The organism is Corynebacterium sp., assembly GCF_030530965.1.
Lineage (GTDB): Bacteria > Actinomycetota > Actinomycetes > Mycobacteriales > Mycobacteriaceae > Corynebacterium.
Map to the genome: position 1 here is coordinate 1 of NZ_JAUMTY010000046.1, position 18531 is coordinate 18531.

Consider the following 18531-nt stretch of genomic DNA (forward strand, 5'->3'; position numbering starts at 1 on the left):
GCCGATTCCAGAGGCGTCGGCACATCGACAACCTCAACGCCCGGGGCTTTATCCAGCAGCTCGCGGGCACGCTCCGGCGTAATCGAACGGGCGAACTCGGCGTGCACCACCATGGTGTGCCCAGTGAACACCGGGATACGCACGCACGTGCCGGCCACTTTCAAATCGGGAATGTTCAAAATCTTGCGAGACTCATTACGCAGCTTCTGCTCTTCATCGGTCTCATCGGAGCCGTCATCAACGTAATTCCCGGCAAAGGGCAGGGCATTGAACGCGATCGGCGCTACATACGGGCCGTAGCCAAGCTTCTCTTCATCAATGACACGCTGAACGCCGGAACCATCATGAGCGAGGTCAACGTCGTCACGCTTCTCGACGGCATCTGTCTGCTCTTTCAAAGCCTTCACGCCGGCCAAACCCGAACCCGACACCGCTTGGTATGACGCCACGTGCAGGACTTTCAGGTCCGCCTCGTCGTGGAGGATCTTGAGGACAGGCATCGCAGCCATCGTGGTGCAGTTCGGGTTAGCGATAATCCCCTTGACGGCCTTGTCCTTGTCGCCGGGGTTGACCTCGGACACGATCAGCGGGACCTCGGGGTCCTTGCGCCACGCACTCGAATTATCGACGACGGTGGCGCCTGCGGCCGCAAACCGTGGCGCCTGTTCCTTCGACACCGCACCACCGGCGGAGAAAATCGCGATGTCGATGCCTTTGAGGTCCTCGTCGGAGGTTGCGGCAACATCCTCGACCACGATGTCGTCGCCACGGAAAGGCAATGTTGTTCCCGCACTTCTGGATGATGCGAAGAAACGAACCTTATCGCAGGGGAAATTGCGTTCCTCCAGGATGGAGCGCATGACGCGCCCCACTTGGCCAGTAGCTCCAACGACGGCAATGGTGGTCATCAGGTGATTCCTCCCAGACAGTACGGACCAGCCAAACAAAACAAGCCAGGCCAGGTGAAACCTAGCAGTGAAACTCCAGCTTAGCGCCCTGTTCCAGCATAGACAACGGCTTCTTCGTCGCCGCCCAGCGCGAAACGATCGTGCAAGGCACGAGTTGCTTTCTCCAGATCCGAATCACGGATCAGCACAGAAATACGAATTTCCGACGTGGAAATGAGCTCGATGTTCACACCGGCATCACGGAGTGCCTCACAAAAATCAGCGGTGACACCGGGGTGCGACTTCATTCCGGCACCCACCAGCGACACCTTGCCGACGTGATCGTCGAACAACACGCGCGGCTGGGCCGTCGCTGCGGATTCCGACGCCCCGGACCCCGGCTGCATCGAGGCCTTCGCCGCATCGGCCGGAGTATCAGAGACCGGCACCGTCGGATTCTCGTCCCGCGGCACTTCACACAGCTTCTTGAGCATTTCCACCGCGCGTGAGGCGTCGGCACGAGGACAAGTAAATGTGATGTCGGTCTTGTTATCGGACAGCGACGACACATTCTGCAGCACCATATCGATGTTGATCTCTGCATCAGAGACAGCGCGGAAGATGCGGGCCGCTTCCCCGGGGGTATCCGGAATACCAAGAACGGTGATTTTCGCTTCTGATTTGTCGGTGGCCACACCGGTAAGTACTGCTTCTTCCACGGGAATATCCTCCATTGAGCCGGTAACTAAAGTGCCTGGATCTGTGCTATACGATGACCGAACACGCATGGGAACGTTGAACGCGCGCGCATATTCCACACTGCGCAAAACAAGGATCTTGGAGCCAACGGCGGCAAGCTCCAACATTTCTTCAAAACTGATGGTGTCGAGCTTCCGCGCATTGTGCACGATTCGCGGATCCGCGGTGTACACACCATCGACGTCGGAATAAATCTCACATTCATCCGCGTTCAATGCCGCTGCGAGAGCAACAGCGGTGGTATCCGACCCGCCGCGGCCCAGCGTCGTGACATCTTTGGTCTCACGGTTGACTCCCTGGAAGCCGGCGACCAAACAGATCTTGCCTTCATCCAGCGCTTCCTGCACACGGCCCGGTGTGACATCCACAATGCGGGCATTCCCGTGGCGCTCCGTCGTCAAAACCCCTGCTTGCGAGCCCGTGAAGGACTGCGCATGCGCGCCCAGGGATTCAATAGCCATGGCCACCAGTGCGTTGGAAATGCGCTCCCCCGCGGTCAGCAGCATGTCCATCTCGCGGGCGGGCGGCACGGGGTTGACCTGCGCCGCAAGGTCAAGGAACTCGTCGGTCGTGTCGCCCATTGCCGAGCACACAACAACAACGTCGTGTCCTTTTTTCTTCGTTTCGACGATGCGCTCAGCCACTCGACGAATGCGCTCGGCATTCTCAAGGGACGAACCACCGTACTTCTGGACGATTAGAGCCACCGGGTTCTGCCTTTCCTCATCCGCTCTGGCCTCGTGACGGAACCATCATGAACATGAAACCATCAACAACCGACACGACACGTGTGGCCTTGAGGATACCTCAACTACCGAGCAGCTAAGTTTATGGGCGATGCATAACAACGCCCTTGCTATCCTTTTTGCCCTCGCCTCCGCGCTGACCATCGCGTGGGGCACTGTCGTTCGTCACCGAATCGCAGAAGAAGTACCCAATGACGACGACGGCGGCGCGCCAATTTTAACCGTGATCACCAAACCTCTGTGGTGGGCGGGAACGTTCTGCGCGCTGGGCGGATACGGCCTGCAAGTCATCGCGTTGGCCTTCGGAACGCTGCTGGTCGTGCAGCCGATTCTGGTGTTATCGCTCATGTTTACGCTCCCGCTGTCCGCACGGTACGACGGGCGTCGGGTGTCGTTATCGGAAATGACATGGGCAGGTTTGCTGACAGCGGCGGTGGCCGTTCTAGTGATCCTCGGCCGGCCGATCCCCGGGAATACGCACCCGTCGTTAATGACGTGGATCCTTGCCGTCGTCACAGGGATAGTGGTGCTCACGGCTATCGACCGATTTGCGTACCGCCAGATTCGGCGTGAGCAGGCGTTGCTTCTTGGTGTGGTTACGGGTGCCGTGTTCGGCTACGTCGCTGTGTTTTCCAAAGCTGCGATTGACGTTTTTGTCCAAGACGGGATCGTCGGGGGGCTTCTGGCGTGGCAAACCTATGCCCTCATTATCGGAGCGACCATTGGAACGGCGGTCCAGCAGTCGTCCTTCAATGCGGGGGCGCTGAAGAATTCGCTGCCGGCGATGACCATCACCGAACCTATCGTCGCATTTAGTTTGGGTTACATCGTGTTGGGTGAATACTTCCAGGTCCACGGCATGGGGTGGGTGGTCATGGCCATCGCTCTGGTTGTCATGATCGTGTCCACCACGGTGCTTTCGCGTAAAGGCGTCGATTAGTCGGCAGATCTATTTCCCATAATCCTTCACATACGTAGTGACCGTGCTACGGTTTTCATATGCGTTCTTTGAGCGGAACATCTAGCTGCGCGGCTCTCCTCCTTATGTGCCGCGGCGGGGCCCGGGTATAACCGATCGGCTCCCCGTCGCGGGGTTCGCTGTGCCGGTCGGGACTTGACACATATTCCGGAAACCGAAGAGGAACCGCATGTCCCCCGTTGACGAATTCATTTCCGCCCCTGCCCATATTTCTACTCCCGACGGCGACATTCCTGCCGATCAACCGTCGTGGAACAAACAGCGCCCGTCGCGGATGCCCGCCGGACGCTACCAGCCCTACTTCACCGAGGTAGAACACATCACGCTGCCCGACCGCACATGGCCGGATAAAACCATTGATCACGCACCCGTTTGGTGTGCCGTCGATCTGCGTGACGGTAACCAAGCTCTGATTGACCCCATGAGCCCCGAGCGGAAACGTCGGATGTTCGAGTTGCTGGTTACCATGGGGTACAAGGAAATTGAAGTGGGGTTCCCCTCAGCATCGCAAACGGATTTTAACTTTGTTCGTGAAATCATCGAACAAGACATGATCCCGGACGACGTCACCATCCAGGTCTTGGTTCAGGCGCGCGAACACCTGATCCGACGCACGTTCGAAGCGTGTGAAGGCGCAAAAAACGTCATCGTCCACTTCTATAACTCAACATCTATTCTGCAAAGAGATGTTGTCTTTCGTAAGGACAAAGAAGGAATTAAAAAATTAGCGACGGATGCCGCGGAATTAATTAAATCCATCGCCGCTGATTATCCGGGGACCAACTGGCGCTGGGAGTACTCCCCCGAGTCCTACACCGGCACTGAGGTCGCCTATGCCAAGGAAGTCTGCGACGCCGTCGTCGAGATCATGGATCCCACCCCGGAGAACCCCATCATCATTAATCTGCCCTCGACGGTGGAGATGACGACGCCCAACGTGTACGCCGATTCCATCGAATGGATGGACCGCAACCTGAATCGTCGCGATTCCATCATCATCTCGTTGCACCCGCACAATGACCGCGGAACGGGCGTCGCTACTGCTGAATTGGGGTTCATGGCAGGAGCGGACCGCATCGAGGGCTGCTTATTCGGCAACGGTGAGCGCACGGGTAACGTGTGCCTGGTCACGCTGGGGTTGAACATGCTGACACAGGGTGTTGATCCGCAGATCGACTTCTCCGACATCGATAAGATCCGGCGCACCGTCGAATATTGCAACCAACTGCGAGTTCCCGAGCGCCACCCCTACGGCGGTGACCTGGTGTTTACCGCGTTCTCCGGGTCGCACCAAGATGCCATTAATAAGGGCCTCGACGCGATGGTGGATAAGGCCGAGAAGTCGAATGCCACCGACGACACTGCGGACACCGAACGCGACCGACAGCGCATCGTCCACCGGGTGCCGTGGGAAGTGCCTTACCTGCCCATCGACCCGAAGGACGTCGGCCGCACCTACGAAGCCGTCATTCGCGTGAACTCGCAGTCCGGCAAGGGCGGCGTGTCCTACATCATGAAGACCGACCACGGGATCAACATGCCACGCGCAATGCAGGTTGAATTCTCCGGCGTGGTCCAAGCCGTCACCGACGCTGAGGGCGGCGAGGTCAACTCGAAGAACATGTGGGACATCTTTGCCGGCGAATACCTGGACCGAGATGAGCCCATCGACGCCATCAGCATCACTGTCGACGGCGGCCAGAATGAAAACGAAGGTGCGGAGGTATCCGCACACCTCATCATCAACGGCGAGGAACAGACGATCACCGGCCACGGCAACGGGCCCGTGGCTGCGTACACGAATGCGCTGGAAAGCGTCGGAATTAACGTTGAAGTGCAGGATTACTCGCAGCACTCCAGGACGTCCGGCGACGACGCGGAAGCAGCCGCCTACATCCTGGCCGATGTCGACGGGACCAAGGTGTGGGGTGTTGGCATTGCAAGCTCCATTACCTACGCGTCGCTGAAGGCGGTGACCAGCGCGGCCAACCGGGCACGGGCTGCGGCGTAACGCTACTTCAGGAGCCGGAGTTTTTGCCCGACGCCGAGGAGCCTTCGCATGATGGCGGCATAGAGTTTCCGGCTGAGGAAGCGTGGGCCGCTGACCGGCATGCCCCGCATCTCCACGATGGTGTGGGATTCGGTGTACTTCAGTAGCCCCTCCGCCCCGTGTCTGCGGGACATCCCGGAGTCTTTGACGCCGCCGAGAGGCGCGTCGACCGTCGACCATGCCGCTGCATAGCCGTCGTTAATGTTGATTGTTCCCGCTTCAAGGCGACGCGCAATGTTCCAGGCCGTGTCGGACGGGCCGACGACGGACGCGTTCAACCCGTAGTTCGTGTCATTTGCCCGGGCGAGCGCGTCGTCCACGTTGTCGACCTTCTCGACATAAACAACCGGGCCGAAGACTTCCTCGCGCTTGAGTCTCATGTCATCCGACACTCCCTCGAGCACGGTCGGCTCGTAGAAGCACGGGCCGAGGTCCGGGCGAGCGCGCCCACCTGCGAGGATGCGGACGCCTTTCTCGCGCGCATCGTCGACAAAAGACTCCACCGTGGCGAGCTGTTCTTTGCTGACCAATGACCCCATGGTGACGGACCAATCAAACCCGGCGCCGAGTTTCATGCGGTTGACTTCAGCGGTGAAAGCATCGACGAAGTCATCGTACATATCCTGGACAACATAGATTCTCTCGATGGACACGCAGAGTTGTCCCGAGTTGGAAAAACACGCGTTCACTGCGCGCGACGCCGCCCGGCGCGCGTCGGCATCACCCGTAATGATCATGGGGTTTTTACCGCCCAGCTCTGCGGAAAAGCCGACTAGCCGACGCCCTACTTGTTCGCCCAGGCGCTGGCCGGTTTTCGTCGATCCGGTGAACATCAGGTAGTCGCACGCGTCGGCAATGGCGGATCCGACGACGCGACCTTCACCGGTGACGATCTGGATGACGTCGGCGGGAAGTCCGGCATCTTTGAGCAGTTGTACGCAGATGAGCGAACAAAACGGTGTGTCTGAGTCGGGCTTGGCTACCACCGTATTTCCTGCCGCGATGGCTGCGATGGCATCGGATATCCCGAGGGTGAGGGGGTAATTCCATGGGGTAATTTGCCCCACCACTCCCTTCGGCGAGCGATACTCGCGCGCTTTCCCGAGCACGGGAATGCCGGCTGTCCGCCGGGCGGGGCGCATCAGTTTTTCGGCCGAGTTTGCGTAATAGCGTGCGTTATTCGCGACGTCCATCACTTCGTCGAAGGCTGAGGCGCGGTCCTTCCCCGTTTCCAACTGGATGATGTCGAGTAGGAGGTCACGTTTCTTCAACACGAGGTCGTGGAAGCGCGTGAGTATTTGTTTGCGCTGATCAAAGGGTGTGTCGCGCCATGTTTTCTGCACCTCGCGGGCGCGTCGGAAAGCGTGGGTGACGTCGTCTGTGGTACCGATACCCACCCAGCCGACGGTGGTGCCGTCCCACGGATTCTCTACGTTGTGCTTCTTTTCGGTGGCAACACTTCCGGTGGTGGTGTTGACGGTGAGCGCACGAAGTTCCGCGGCAAGGTCGTCGGGCAAAGGGCCCTGTGCCAGCCGGTCCGGAAGAAACGTAGAACATTTGGGTGCAAACATATTTCGAAGTGTACGCGAGCAGCGACCGAAAAAGGTTAGATTGATCACATGAGTACTTCACAACGTAAAAGTATTTTTATATCGGGCGGGGCGTCGGGCATCGGCCGCGAAGTCGCACTCCGATTCCACAAGGAAGGCTGGATCGTCGGCGTGTACGACATCGACGCCGCTGCCCTCGAAGAACTGTCCCGCGATTACCCCGACATCATCACCGGCGAACTCGATGTCACCAACTACAACCAGTGGGAGGAGGCGCTGGCAGACTTCACCGCGCACACCAGTGGGCGGCTGGATGTGCTCGATAACAACGCCGGCATCATTGGCGACCACGACATCGTCGACCAGTCCCCCGAGATCATCAAGAAGCAGTGCGATATCAACTGCACCGGCGTCATCTATGGAGCACGTGCCGCACATCCGTACCTGTCACGCACGCCCGGCGCACACCTGGTCAATATGGGTTCCGCCGCGGCACTCTACGGCCAACCGCACATTACGCCGTATTCCGCGTCCAAGTTCTTCGTCACGGGGTTCACTCAGGCGCTGGACCTTGAGTGGAGGAAGAGCAAGATTCGCGTCGTCGCTCTTCAACCGCTGTGGGCACAAACCGCTCTTGCCGACGTCGATGCCGCGTCGACGAAGCGACTCGGAGTGCGCATCACGCCGGAACAAGTGGCCGAGGTTGTGTGGAAAGCTGTTCACCCCGCGAATTTCTTTGAGCGGCAGCGGCATTTTTACTCCGTGTCCGGCCTTGACCTCACGTTGCGCTACCTGATTCGCCTTGTTCCGTCATTCGTTACCCGAAACGTCAACAAGTTCGTCGCCGGGTAGCATATCGGGCATGACATCGACCTCCGATCACTCCTCCACCAGCCGGGGCTCCGACGCTCGCACGTCACATTCACACGACGTCGACCCCGACCGTGGGGGGAGCAACACCGGGGGTTCGCAGTCGAACGACGGGCATCGTCGTTCCCGCAATAATTCGCGTGCGCGTCGAGAGCGACGTCGACGCCGCGCCACCTATTCCGCGCAACACGGAAACAAGCAGCGACGTGCGAAGGAGGACTCGGGGAACAACACCTCGAACGGGTCCTCGGGTGAGGATAACTCCAGCTCGCAGCATGGGAGGAAGAAGAATCGCCGACGGGCCCGGCGGCGGAGTAACCGGCCGGCCGCGGCACCCAACACCGGACAGCGCAGCCAACAGCACGAACCCAAGGACCAGCGCCCGGCGCGACAGCAGGAACAGTCGGATTCTTCAACGCAGCAAGCTCGTCGGAAGCCCTCGTCGGGCACGCAACCATCATCCGTAACCCGTGCGTCCGCAACGCGAAAGTCTGGAACCCGAGCGCCCGCAACCCCAGGCCCGCGCCGCGCTCACCGAGGATTGGCGGCCGAAGGTGTCATCACGAATCCGGACAAGGACAAGTACAACGCCGGAAACACCCACGTGCGCTCGCCGCGGGAACCCATCCCGTCCATCGAGGACGCGCCGATGGTGGCCGTCGTACTACGCACAACTAACATCCACCCGTCGACCGGCCGCATGTTGGCCCTCGACGCCGCATTTTTCGACGCCGACGGCCTGCCTGTGTCCAACTGGCAACGGGTCTTCAACACCGACGCCGACCCCGGCCCCCTCCACCTCTTCGGCCTCGCCCCCGATGCTTTCCGCACAGCCCCGCGCTTCAGCTCCACGCTCCGGCAAATCGATCGCGTTATCGACGGCCGCGTGCTGATCGTCCACGACACCGCCACCACCTGGGGTTTCATCGCGCAGGAGGCACGCCGGACGGTCCGTTCCGCGTCGGCAAAAAACCGTCGCCAGCGCAGGCGTCGCCATAATGGGCACGTCCCCCGCCCAGTATCGATCATCGACACACAAGCGACGGCTCGGCGGCAGGGGCTGCCGATCGCCGAAACTCGCCTGCGGGGCATTGCGGCCGCTTACAATCTTGTCGACGACACACTTCCGGCGACCACAGTGCTGGACATGGGCTCCTCACCCGATGCGTACACGACGCTTCCCGGCGTTGGGGCCGAGGCATCTGAACGGCGACGCAGCATCGACCCCCTGCAGCTTCTCGAGGCCGACGCTGTTCTGGTGGGTGAGCTGGCCATGGAACAGCTTGATCGCGCCGGGATTGAGCCCATTAACGCTGCGGCGTTTGCGTTGCACGAAGCGCGCGAGCGTCGTGGGGATGACCGTGGCGACTCGGGACGTGGCGACGAAGATCACAGCGACGAGAACGGCGTCGGCAAGAACGACGGTAACGAGAACCGCGTCGACCGTCGCGCTGCAGACTATGCTCCTACCCCGCTGGTGTGGGCCGATGATGACGCCTGGGACAACGTCGATAAGCGTGATCCGCATGACCTGCGGGCGGATCGAGTGGGGCTGCAGCGGTCGGCAATACGAATTGATGCGGCATTAGCCCCGGTCATTACGCCTAACCCGGGTGTGTGGTCGCCCGGTCAGAAGTTGAAGCGCGGGATGGTTTTCACGGTCGCTCCCGAAGTGGATATGAATCCTGATGATCTGATCGAAGCGGCTGTGCGGGCTGGGCTGACTTATTCCGAAAAGCTAACCCGGGAGACGTCGTTGGTCGTGTTCAATGGCACGGGCCACGGATTAGAACACGATGGGGCTCCCCATGAGGGGCGCGCGTTGCACGCGCATAGGAAGGGCATTCCCCTGGTTCGCGACACCGAGTTTATGCGTCTGGCAGAGGAAGCTACCGACGCCGAGCAGCGATAAACCGCGCCCGACCAGCCGTAACTCGCACTCCCGGCAGGACAAGCGGCCTCGAAAAGGATTCACAATGCTCCCGGACTGAAGTGGCATGTGTCCGGCAGCCACGTATTCTAGGACAATGACCGAAAACTCGGATTCCACTCGTTCTGGCGTACGGGAACGCGCCGTGAACTCGCTGCACGCGTTCCGTCAGCGCGCTGACCAGGCACTTCGCTCCAGCGCGGATAGTGTCAGTGACTCCCTGGAAGCTCGGATCACGAGCGTGACCAGCGATACTCCGAAGGCCCAATTAAACACTCAGGGTCGGGCCGCTCTTGCTCTTGCCGACGCAGCTACGTGGGCCTCGAAGAAAACGGGCCGTGGCTCAGGCGGGATGATCGGCGGGATGATTGCCGCAGCGATTGATCCGATGATCATGGGCCGGATCAATGCGGGGCGCCCCGTCGCGTTGGTGACGGGAACGAACGGTAAGTCCACAACGACGCGGATGCTCGCGGCTGCCGCGCGCACCGCTTTCACCACCGCCACCAATGAGGGCGGGGACAACATGGACGCGGGCGTCGTCTCGGCGCTGCGTGCAGGTGGCGATTATGACGTCGCCACGTTGGAAGTCGATGAAATGCACGTGCCGGCCATTGCCGACAAGCTGGATCCGCAGGTGCTGGTTCTTCTCAATTTGAGCCGTGACCAGCTGGATCGCGTGGGAGAGATCAACAGTATTGAGCGGGCGCTGCGGGGTGCGGTGAATAAGCACCCCAACATGACCGTGGTGGCTAACTGTGACGATGTCATGGTGACCTCGGCTGCGTGGGATAGTCCGAACGTGGTGTGGGTGTCGGCTGGCTTGGGTTGGCAGGGTGAATCGACATCGTGCCCGCGTACGGGTGGTGCGATTATTCGTCGCGAGGTGTCGGACGAGTCGGATTCGACCAACCATGTTGAGTGGTATGCGGCGAAGCCTCTGCCCGATGGCTCCGAGTTCCGACGCCCCTCCCCGGATTATTCAATGACGCCCGACGGGCTGCGTATCGATTCTGCGTCCGCGGCAAAGGCGACGGGTTTGCCGGTGGGAACTGTTCTGCCTCTGACTTTGTCACTACCGGGGGACGCGAACCGTGGCAACGCAGCCCAAGCTGTGGTGGCCGCGTTGGCCTTGGGCGCGGACGTGAAGAAAGGCCTGGCGGCGACCGAAAACGTGCAGTCCGTGGCCGGCCGTTATTCCACGGTGTCGTATGCCGGGCGCGACGTTCATCTGTTGCTCGCGAAGAATCCTGCTGGCTGGCAAGAGGCGCTGAGCATGGTTGATCGGTCCGCGGATGGCCTGGTCATTGCGACAAATGGGCAGGTCGCCGACGGTGTGGATCTGTCTTGGCTATGGGACGTTCGGTTTGAGAATCTCGACGAGTTAGCGGTGGTCGCCGCCGGTGAACGCGGTGCTGACCTGGCCGTTCGGCTGGGATACGCTGGCGTCCGCCACCAACTGGTGAAGGATGCATTGGAAGCAATCAGAACGTGCCCGCCGGGTCGGGTGGAAGTGCTGGCCAACTACACGGCCTTCCGCGACCTCAAGCGCGCCCTTGACCGGGCCGTCGCCAAGGAGTCGAAGCAGAACACCGCAGACAAGGAGGACACCGATGCCCGCTAAAACCCACGCTGTGTCTTCGCCGTCAGGTTCGCGGCGGTCATCATCGCAGTTCCAGATCGGCCTGATTTTGCCCGATGTGTTGGGCACCTATGGCGACGACGGCAACGCGCTGATTGTGCGTCAACGCCTGCGCCTCCGCGGGGTAGCGGCGGAGATTGTTCCGATTCATCTTGGCGACCCCGTGCCGGACAGTTTGGATTTGTACACCGTCGGCGGTGGTGAGGATACTGCCCAGATTCTTGCTTCCGAGCATCTTCGTGCCGACGGGGGAATTATTCGCGCTGCGAACAAAGGCACCCCGATCCTTGCTATTTGCGCTGGTCTGCAGGTGTTTGGGCAATCCTTCCGCGCCTCCGGTTCCATGGTGGATGGCCTTGGGCTGCTGGATGCGACGACGTCGAGCCTGAAGGTCCGCATGATCGGCGAGCTTCGCTCGGAGCCGCTTCAGGCTGAGCAGCAGGACGCAGGATCATCACAGGACGCGACGTCGGCACGAGTCAATGACTTCACGCGTGGTCTGACTGACCAACTCACTGGTTTTGCGAACCACATGGGTGCGACGATTTTGGGCTCGGACGCCCGCCCGCTGGGACGTGTGCTTCACGGCACGGGCAACTGTGATGCGTACGGCGCAGAGGCGGTCCACCTTGAGGGCGATGACGCTGATTATCAGACCTCTGCCGAAGGGGCCGTCCAAGGATCGATTATTGCGACGTACATGCATGGCCCGGCGCTAGCGAGGAATCCGCAGCTTGCCGACGTGCTTATCGCTCGGGCGCTCGGTGTGGAGGTTGATGATCTCCCACCGCTGGGCGATGACATCGATCCATCGATTCGTGGCGGCCTGGATAGCCTGGATATGGGGTCGAGACATCTCGAATTAGCTAGGGAATTAAACAATGAGGTGTCGCAGCTTCGCCGGGAGCGCATAGACTTTACGTCATGACTTTGCGTGACCATCTCCGCCCCTCTGCTCTTTTTGGTGACTCCGCCCTTGGCACTACCGCCCGATCTGCGGCGGAAGGGTTATCCAGTGTCGCGGTCTCTGGGGTCTCGCGTGTGGGCAGCCATATCGGGGTTGATCCCGATGTCGTTCCGGGGCCGCGGGGTGGTCTTCCTCCGGAGGAGTTAACGGCTGCGCATTGGGGTAATGGGTCCCGGCGCGTCATCGATCCCATTGGGTGGTTTGAACACCAAAAAGGTATCGATGAGCTTCAGAAATCTTTTGACGCTATTCCGTCAGAAGCGCAGGTGAGGTTGGCGAAGAAAACGTCGAACCTTTTCCGCTCTCGAACAGCAACAAAGACACCCGGTTTGAACGTCGAGGGCCTTGGCCGGGTCATTGCCGTGGATACAAAAGCACAGACTGCCGACGTTCAAGGCATGTGCACCTATGAAAACCTTGTGGATACCTTACTTCCGTTTGGTTTCGCGCCCTATGTTGTGCCCGAGTTGAAGACCATCACACTGGGCGGCGCTATTACCGGCATGGGCGTGGAGTCCAGCTGTTTCCGCAATGGTCTGCCCCACGAATCCGTCATCGAGATGGATATTCTGACTGGCACGGGCGATATTGTGACCTGTAGTCCCATCGAAAATGTTGATCTTTTCCGTGCTTATCCCAATTCGTATGGTTCATTAGGTTATGCGGTTCGGATCAAAATAAAGATTGAGAAAATTAAACCGTTCGTGGAGCTTAGGCACGTTCGCTTTCACGACCTCACCTCTATTGCCGCCGCTATTGACAGCATTGTGTCCAGCCACGAGTACGACGGCGAGCATGTCGATTATTTAGATGGTGTGGTGTTCTCCCCTACCGAAGGCTATCTGGTCTTGGGTCGGCAATCGTCGGACGTTCCGCCTCGAGTGTCCGATTACACGCGTGAGCACATTTATTACCGCTCCCTGCAGCACCCCGAGGGCACGACTCGCGACACGCTGACCATGCATGATTATCTGTGGCGGTGGGATACGGACTGGTTCTGGTGCTCGCGCGCGTTCGGTGCGCAGAATCCCACGATCCGTCGGATGTGGCCTGATGGGCTGTTGCGGTCGTCGTTCTATTGGAAAATCGTGGGCGCCGATAAACGGTGGGATTTGGCGGACCGGATTGAGGCTCACCATGGCCGCCCCGCCCGTGAGCGCGTCGTTCAGGATGTCGAAGTGACGACGGATAAGGTTCCGGAGTTCCTGGAGTGGTTCTTCCAGGCCAGCGAGATCCAGCCAGTGTGGTTGTGCCCGATCAAGCTGGCGGAAGAGTCGTCATCGTTGACGACGCGCGGCAATGTGTTGTCCTCTGATGTTGCCCTGGCAGACGGCGCTGGTTCCCATCCGTGGCCGCTGTACCCATTGTCCGTGGGTGATGTGTGGGTCAATATCGGCTTTTGGTCCTCGGTGCCCGTGGATTTGACGGATGATCCGCAGCCCGGCGCGTTTAATCGTGTTATTGAAAGAAAGATTCGCGACTTGGGTGGGCATAAGTCACTCTATTCGGAGGCTTTTTATTCGAAAGAGGAATTTTCCGCTCTTTATGGCGGCAGTATTCCCGAGCTGGTGAAGAACATTTATGACCCGAACCATCGTTTCCCTGGTCTTTTCGACAAAGCAGTAGGCGGAAAATAAGCGAATTCCGCCCGACGTGGCCAGGGAAGCGCTCAGTACTACTATGGTTGTAACTATTTGCGACGCGATGACGCTACCGACACACGAGGTCATTAGGCCAATACCTGCCGTGTAGCGCCATTGCGCCAGCCGAATACCTGAGGACGAAGAGAAAAGAGTCGGGCGCATTGAGTATGACTGTCGCAGATATCATCGCATCTATTACGAAAGGGCCGCTGCCATTCAAGGTGGAGGCTTATGACGGAAGCTCCATTGGTTCGGGCGATATTACTGTCCGTCTGGAAAACGAGGATGCTCTGGCCTATATCGCGACGGCACCGGGCGATTTAGGACTTGCCCGCGCTTATGTGACGGGCGCATTGACTGTTGAGGGCAAAGGATCTCATCCTGCCCATCCGTATGACCTTTTCGACGATTTACAAAAGGCGTATTCAACCGTTTCGATCTCTAAGAATCCTCGTGTGATTGCCAAACTGATCCGTGAATTACGCAATCATCACGCTTTCCGACGCCTTCCCATCCCCCACCAGGAAGTTATCCCCGGGTGGCACAAGGCTCTCCGGGGTGCGATGGAGGGAGTGGCGAAGTCGACTCGTCGGCACTCTAAGGCTCGCGATGCACAAGCGATTAGCCATCATTATGACGTTTCCAATAGCTTTTACGAGCATTTCTTAGGGCCATCGATGACGTACACCTGTGCGTGCTACCCCACTGAAAATGCAACATTGGAAGAGGCTCAAGAAAACAAATACCGGTTGGTGTTTGACAAGTTGCGGCTGAAAGAGGGCGATCGCCTTCTTGATGTCGGTTGTGGTTGGGGCGGAATGGTCCGCTACGCGGCCAAGCGTGGCGTTCATGCGTTGGGCGTGACGCTGTCTCATGCGCAGGCTGAGTGGGCGAATGAAGAAATTAAGCGTCAGGGCCTGGAGGAATTCGCGGAGGTCCGCTACCAGGATTATCGCGATGTTCCCGAGAGTGATTTCGACGCTGTTTCTGCTATCGGCATTTTGGAGCACATTGGTCCGAAGAATTATCGATCATTCTTTAGCTTCCTTTATGGCAAATTGCGGCCTGAAGGAATGATCCTTAACCACTGCATTACCCGGCCACATAACCGCCCGACGCGAACGGGGCAGTTCATTGGACGCTACATTTTCCCCGACGGCGAGCTCACCGGCGCGGGCACCATCATCACCCGCATGCAGGACGTCGGTTTTGATGTTGTTCATGAGGAAGATCTGCGGCCGCATTATGCCCACACGCTGCGTGATTGGTGCCTGAATCTTCAGAAGAATTGGGACGAGGCCAGCACGTTGGTGGAGCCGTCCACGGCGCGGTTGTTCGGTCTGTACATGGCCGGCTCCGAGTGGGGCTTCGACCACAACATCATTCAGCTCCACCAGGTGTTGGGGCAGAAACTTCCCGACGATGGGACGTGGAATCTTCCGCTGCGCCCCTGGTGGAAAGCGTAGCTAGCGGACGCGGCTATTAGTACAGTTAATCGTCATGGTGAAAATTCCCGGACTTGCCCGCCACGCAACCAGCATGGTCGGTGCTGACCCGACGATCATGTCAGCCCTGCTCAGCACCCCATTGACCAAGTTGATTCGGCCTGCGTCAGATCCCATGACGGTGGGCGAGATTATCGACGCCATCGCTGACTTCCCCATTCGTGTGACTGCTTTCGACGGTTCCTCGGCGGGTGGGGCGGATGGCGCAGCGACTTCGGCGGGGGCTTCCGGCGAGATGGGAATCCACATCACCAAAGACGGCTTAGCCTATATCGCGACGGCTCCTGGCGAATTAGGTCTTGCTCGCGCGTATTTAACCGATAATTTGCGGGTGAGTGGCACCCATCCTGCGAACCCCTATGACTTGTTTGGGGTATTGCGGACTGTTCGTCTAAAAAAGCTGTCGCCGTCCACAGTTCGTCGGATTATCGGTTCCCTGGCGGCCATGGACGCTTTCCGGAATTTGCCCCAACCTCCGCAGGAAATGGTGCCATTTTGGCAACGCGCTATCGACGGCCTATCCCGGCATTCTCAGCAACGCGACGCAGAATCAATTAGCCACCATTATGACGTCTCGAATAGGTTTTATGAACTGTTTTTAGGGCCGTCGATGACCTATACGTGCGCGTATTACCCCGATCCCTCCGCCACCCTGGAGGAAGCGCAAGAAAATAAATACCGCCTAATTTTCGATAAATTACGCCTACAACCAGGGGACACGCTTCTTGATGTTGGCTGTGGCTGGGGCGGAATGGTCCGCTACGCCGCCCGCCACGGAGTCAAGGCAATCGGGGCAACCTTGTCACGGGAACAAGCCGAGTGGGCTAATGAAGAGATTGCTCGTCAGGGCCTTGGTGACCTCGCCGAAGTGCGGTTCCAAGACTATCGAGATATTCCAGAAACAGATTTCGATGCCATTTCAGCTATCGGCATTCTGGAACACATTGGTACCGCTAATTACCACGATTTCTTTTCCTTTCTTTTCAACAAGCTTCGCCCGGGCGGATTGATACTCAACCACTGCATTACTCGCCCGATTAATGAAGCGAAGACCAATGCTGGCCCGTTCCTTGATCGCTATATTTTCCCCGACGGAGAATTGCACTGCTCAGGAAATATCATTGCGAATATGCAGGGTGCAGGCTTTGAAGTGATGCACGAAGAAAACTTACGGCCTCACTACGCCCGTACCCTCAAAGCATGGTGCAACAACTTGGAGAAGAATTGGGATGCTGCCTGCGAAGAAGTAAGTGAAGCTACGGCCAAGCTCTATGGGGTGTATATGGCTGGGTCTGCGTGGGGATTCGACCACAATATTGTTCAGCTGCACCAGGCCTTGGGCGTAAAGCCGCTTCAAGACGGCACGATGGCAGTTCCCGAGCGCCAGTGGTGGGAGAGCTAGCGGATTCCGCGCGCTGACCACCGTCGAAACGTGCCCATGCCACTGAGCTTCGTGCCTGTGGGCGTGCCGTTGCTACTCTTGCTGTCATGACTGAATCCCCTACCGTAGCGGGCTCACGTGCCACCGATACGTCATTCGACGTCATTAATTCCGCGGGGAAAGCACGTGCCGGAGTGATCCATACTCCTCACGGTGATATTCCCACGCCAGCTTTTATTCCTGTGGCAACAAAAGCAACGGTAAAAATGCTCACTCCAGAGCAAATCAGAGCAACCGGTGCTCAAGCAATCCTCTCTAACGCTTACCACCTTTATCTTCAGCCGGGGCCCGAGCTGGTCGATGAGGCCGGTGGCGTCGCCAAGTTTGAGAATTGGAATGGCCCGACATACACCGATTCTGGCGGATTTCAGGTGATGAGCTTGGGCGTCGGGTTTAAAAAGGTGTTAGCCATGGACACCAAGGATATTAAACCCGAGGATGTGAAAGCCCGGCATAAAGAGCGTTACGCTCATGTCGATGACGACGGAGTTAATTTCCGCAGCGTTATTAATGGGTCCAAGCATCGCTTTACACCCGAAAAATCGATGCAAATCCAACATGGATTAGGCGCCGATATTATGTTCGCGTTTGATGAGCTGACAACGCTCATGGATTCGCGGGAATATCAAGAGGAGTCGGTGGAGCGAACCAGGCGTTGGGCTCAGCGGTGCCTCGAGGAACATAACCGGCTGACGGAGGCCCGCGCCGGTAAGCCACTTCAGTCCTTGTGGGGTGTGGTTCAGGGCGCTCAATATGAAGATTTACGACGCCACGCTGCGCAATCATTGGTCGATATGTCGGACCAGTTCGAGGCTGACGGCCGTCGTGGATTCGGTGGGTTCGGAATTGGTGGCGCTCTGGAGAAAAGTGCACTGGGGACTATCGTCGGATGGGTCACTGACGTGTTGCCGGAAAATAAACCGCGTCATTTGCTAGGAATTAGTGAGCCCGATGATTTATTCACCGCCATAGAGGCCGGGGCTGATACTTTTGATTGCGTTTCCCCCACACGGCTGGGCCGGCGCGGAGGCGTTTACACGTTAGACGGCCGATTGAGTTTGAAGACAGCACGGTTTACTCGAGATTTCCGTCCTATAGATGATGAAATAGACGGATACGTTAGCCAGTATTCTCGCGCGTATATTCACCATTTGCTCAAAGCTAAAGAGTTTTTAGCGGGAACTCTGTGCAGTATTCATAACATTCAATTCATTGTGTCACTGGTGCATAATGCGCGGCAGGCTCTTATTGAGGGCCGCTTCCACGAATACCGCGATGAATTTCTCGGTCGGTATTATGCCAATGGTGGGCGCGCACCGGAGTGGAAATAGCAGAAAGCAGAAATAGCGATACACAGTGGGTATAGCACGGGAACACACGCAAGCACTGGGGGCCGACTCAACGCCTAAGGCGCCCTCAACACCTGAGGAGTCCTCAAAACTTGGCGCGGGGCGTTTCGCCCCAAGTCCTTCCGGAGATTTTCACCTCGGGAACCTGCGCACATACACCCTGGCCTGGCTTTTCGCGCGCTCAACGGGTCGGCGGATGCTCTACCGCATCGA

The 18531-nt window shown here is 58.4% G+C and carries 14 protein-coding genes; 11 read left to right on the forward strand and 3 right to left on the reverse strand.

What is annotated here, in order from left to right; all coding sequences use genetic code 11:
* Together Q3981_RS08405 and Q3981_RS08410 are read right to left on the reverse strand one after the other, a co-directional pair.
* Positions 1-908 (reverse strand): aspartate-semialdehyde dehydrogenase (locus Q3981_RS08405; protein WP_303125243.1); only part of this gene is annotated, 908 nt, incomplete at its 3' end.
* 80 nt (positions 909-988) lie between these two features.
* Positions 989-2353: an aspartate kinase gene (locus tag Q3981_RS08410; protein WP_303125244.1), complete on the reverse strand. Its 1365-nt coding sequence runs from the start codon at positions 2351-2353 to the stop codon at positions 989-991.
* Positions 2354-2483: 130 nt separating this feature from the next.
* Here Q3981_RS08410 and Q3981_RS08415 point away from each other — a divergent pair, with 130 nt between their 5' ends.
* On the forward strand, positions 2484-3332 hold the full coding sequence (locus Q3981_RS08415; protein WP_012730861.1) for a DMT family transporter: 849 nt from the start codon (positions 2484-2486) through the stop codon (positions 3330-3332).
* A 208-nt stretch (positions 3333-3540) separates the two neighbouring features.
* Positions 3541-5382, forward strand: a complete 1842-nt coding sequence (leuA, locus tag Q3981_RS08420) for a 2-isopropylmalate synthase (RefSeq protein WP_303125245.1) — start codon at positions 3541-3543, stop codon at positions 5380-5382.
* A gap of 2 nt (positions 5383-5384) precedes the next feature.
* Here the strand turns inward: leuA and Q3981_RS08425 are convergent, their stop codons facing one another.
* Positions 5385-6992, reverse strand: coding sequence for a succinic semialdehyde dehydrogenase (locus Q3981_RS08425; protein WP_303125246.1), 1608 nt, complete (start codon positions 6990-6992; stop codon positions 5385-5387).
* Positions 6993-7040: 48 nt separating this feature from the next.
* Between Q3981_RS08425 and Q3981_RS08430 the strand changes: the two genes are divergently transcribed.
* From Q3981_RS08430 to Q3981_RS08470, 9 genes are all read left to right on the forward strand, one after another.
* A complete protein-coding gene (locus Q3981_RS08430) occupies positions 7041-7823 on the forward strand; it encodes an SDR family oxidoreductase (protein ID WP_303125247.1) in 783 nt (260 codons plus the stop codon).
* Between the two features lie 10 nt (positions 7824-7833).
* On the forward strand, positions 7834-9753 hold the full coding sequence (locus Q3981_RS08435; protein ID WP_303125248.1) for a hypothetical protein: 1920 nt from the start codon (positions 7834-7836) through the stop codon (positions 9751-9753).
* A gap of 115 nt (positions 9754-9868) precedes the next feature.
* Positions 9869-11395, forward strand: coding sequence for a MurT ligase domain-containing protein (locus Q3981_RS08440; RefSeq protein ID WP_303125249.1), 1527 nt, complete (start codon positions 9869-9871; stop codon positions 11393-11395).
* Positions 11385-12341, forward strand: a complete 957-nt coding sequence (locus Q3981_RS08445; RefSeq protein ID WP_303125250.1) for a type 1 glutamine amidotransferase — start codon at positions 11385-11387, stop codon at positions 12339-12341. The genes Q3981_RS08440 and Q3981_RS08445 overlap by 11 nt, the downstream gene beginning before the upstream one ends.
* Positions 12338-14017, forward strand: coding sequence for an FAD-binding oxidoreductase (locus Q3981_RS08450; RefSeq protein ID WP_303125251.1), 1680 nt, complete (start codon positions 12338-12340; stop codon positions 14015-14017). The genes Q3981_RS08445 and Q3981_RS08450 overlap by 4 nt, the downstream gene beginning before the upstream one ends.
* Before the next feature lie 173 nt (positions 14018-14190).
* Positions 14191-15489 carry a cyclopropane-fatty-acyl-phospholipid synthase family protein gene (locus Q3981_RS08455; protein WP_303125253.1) on the forward strand — a complete coding sequence of 433 codons (1299 nt, stop codon included), beginning with the start codon at positions 14191-14193 and terminating at the stop codon, positions 15487-15489.
* Positions 15490-15643: 154 nt separating this feature from the next.
* Complete coding sequence (locus tag Q3981_RS08460) at positions 15644-16930, forward strand: class I SAM-dependent methyltransferase (protein ID WP_303125254.1); 1287 nt, start codon at positions 15644-15646, stop codon at positions 16928-16930.
* An 86-nt stretch (positions 16931-17016) separates the two neighbouring features.
* Positions 17017-18300 carry a tRNA guanosine(34) transglycosylase Tgt gene (gene tgt / locus Q3981_RS08465; protein ID WP_303125252.1) on the forward strand — a complete coding sequence of 428 codons (1284 nt, stop codon included), beginning with the start codon at positions 17017-17019 and terminating at the stop codon, positions 18298-18300.
* A gap of 55 nt (positions 18301-18355) precedes the next feature.
* Positions 18356-18531: glutamate--tRNA ligase family protein (locus Q3981_RS08470; RefSeq protein WP_303125255.1), on the forward strand; the 176-nt coding region annotated here is incomplete at its 3' end.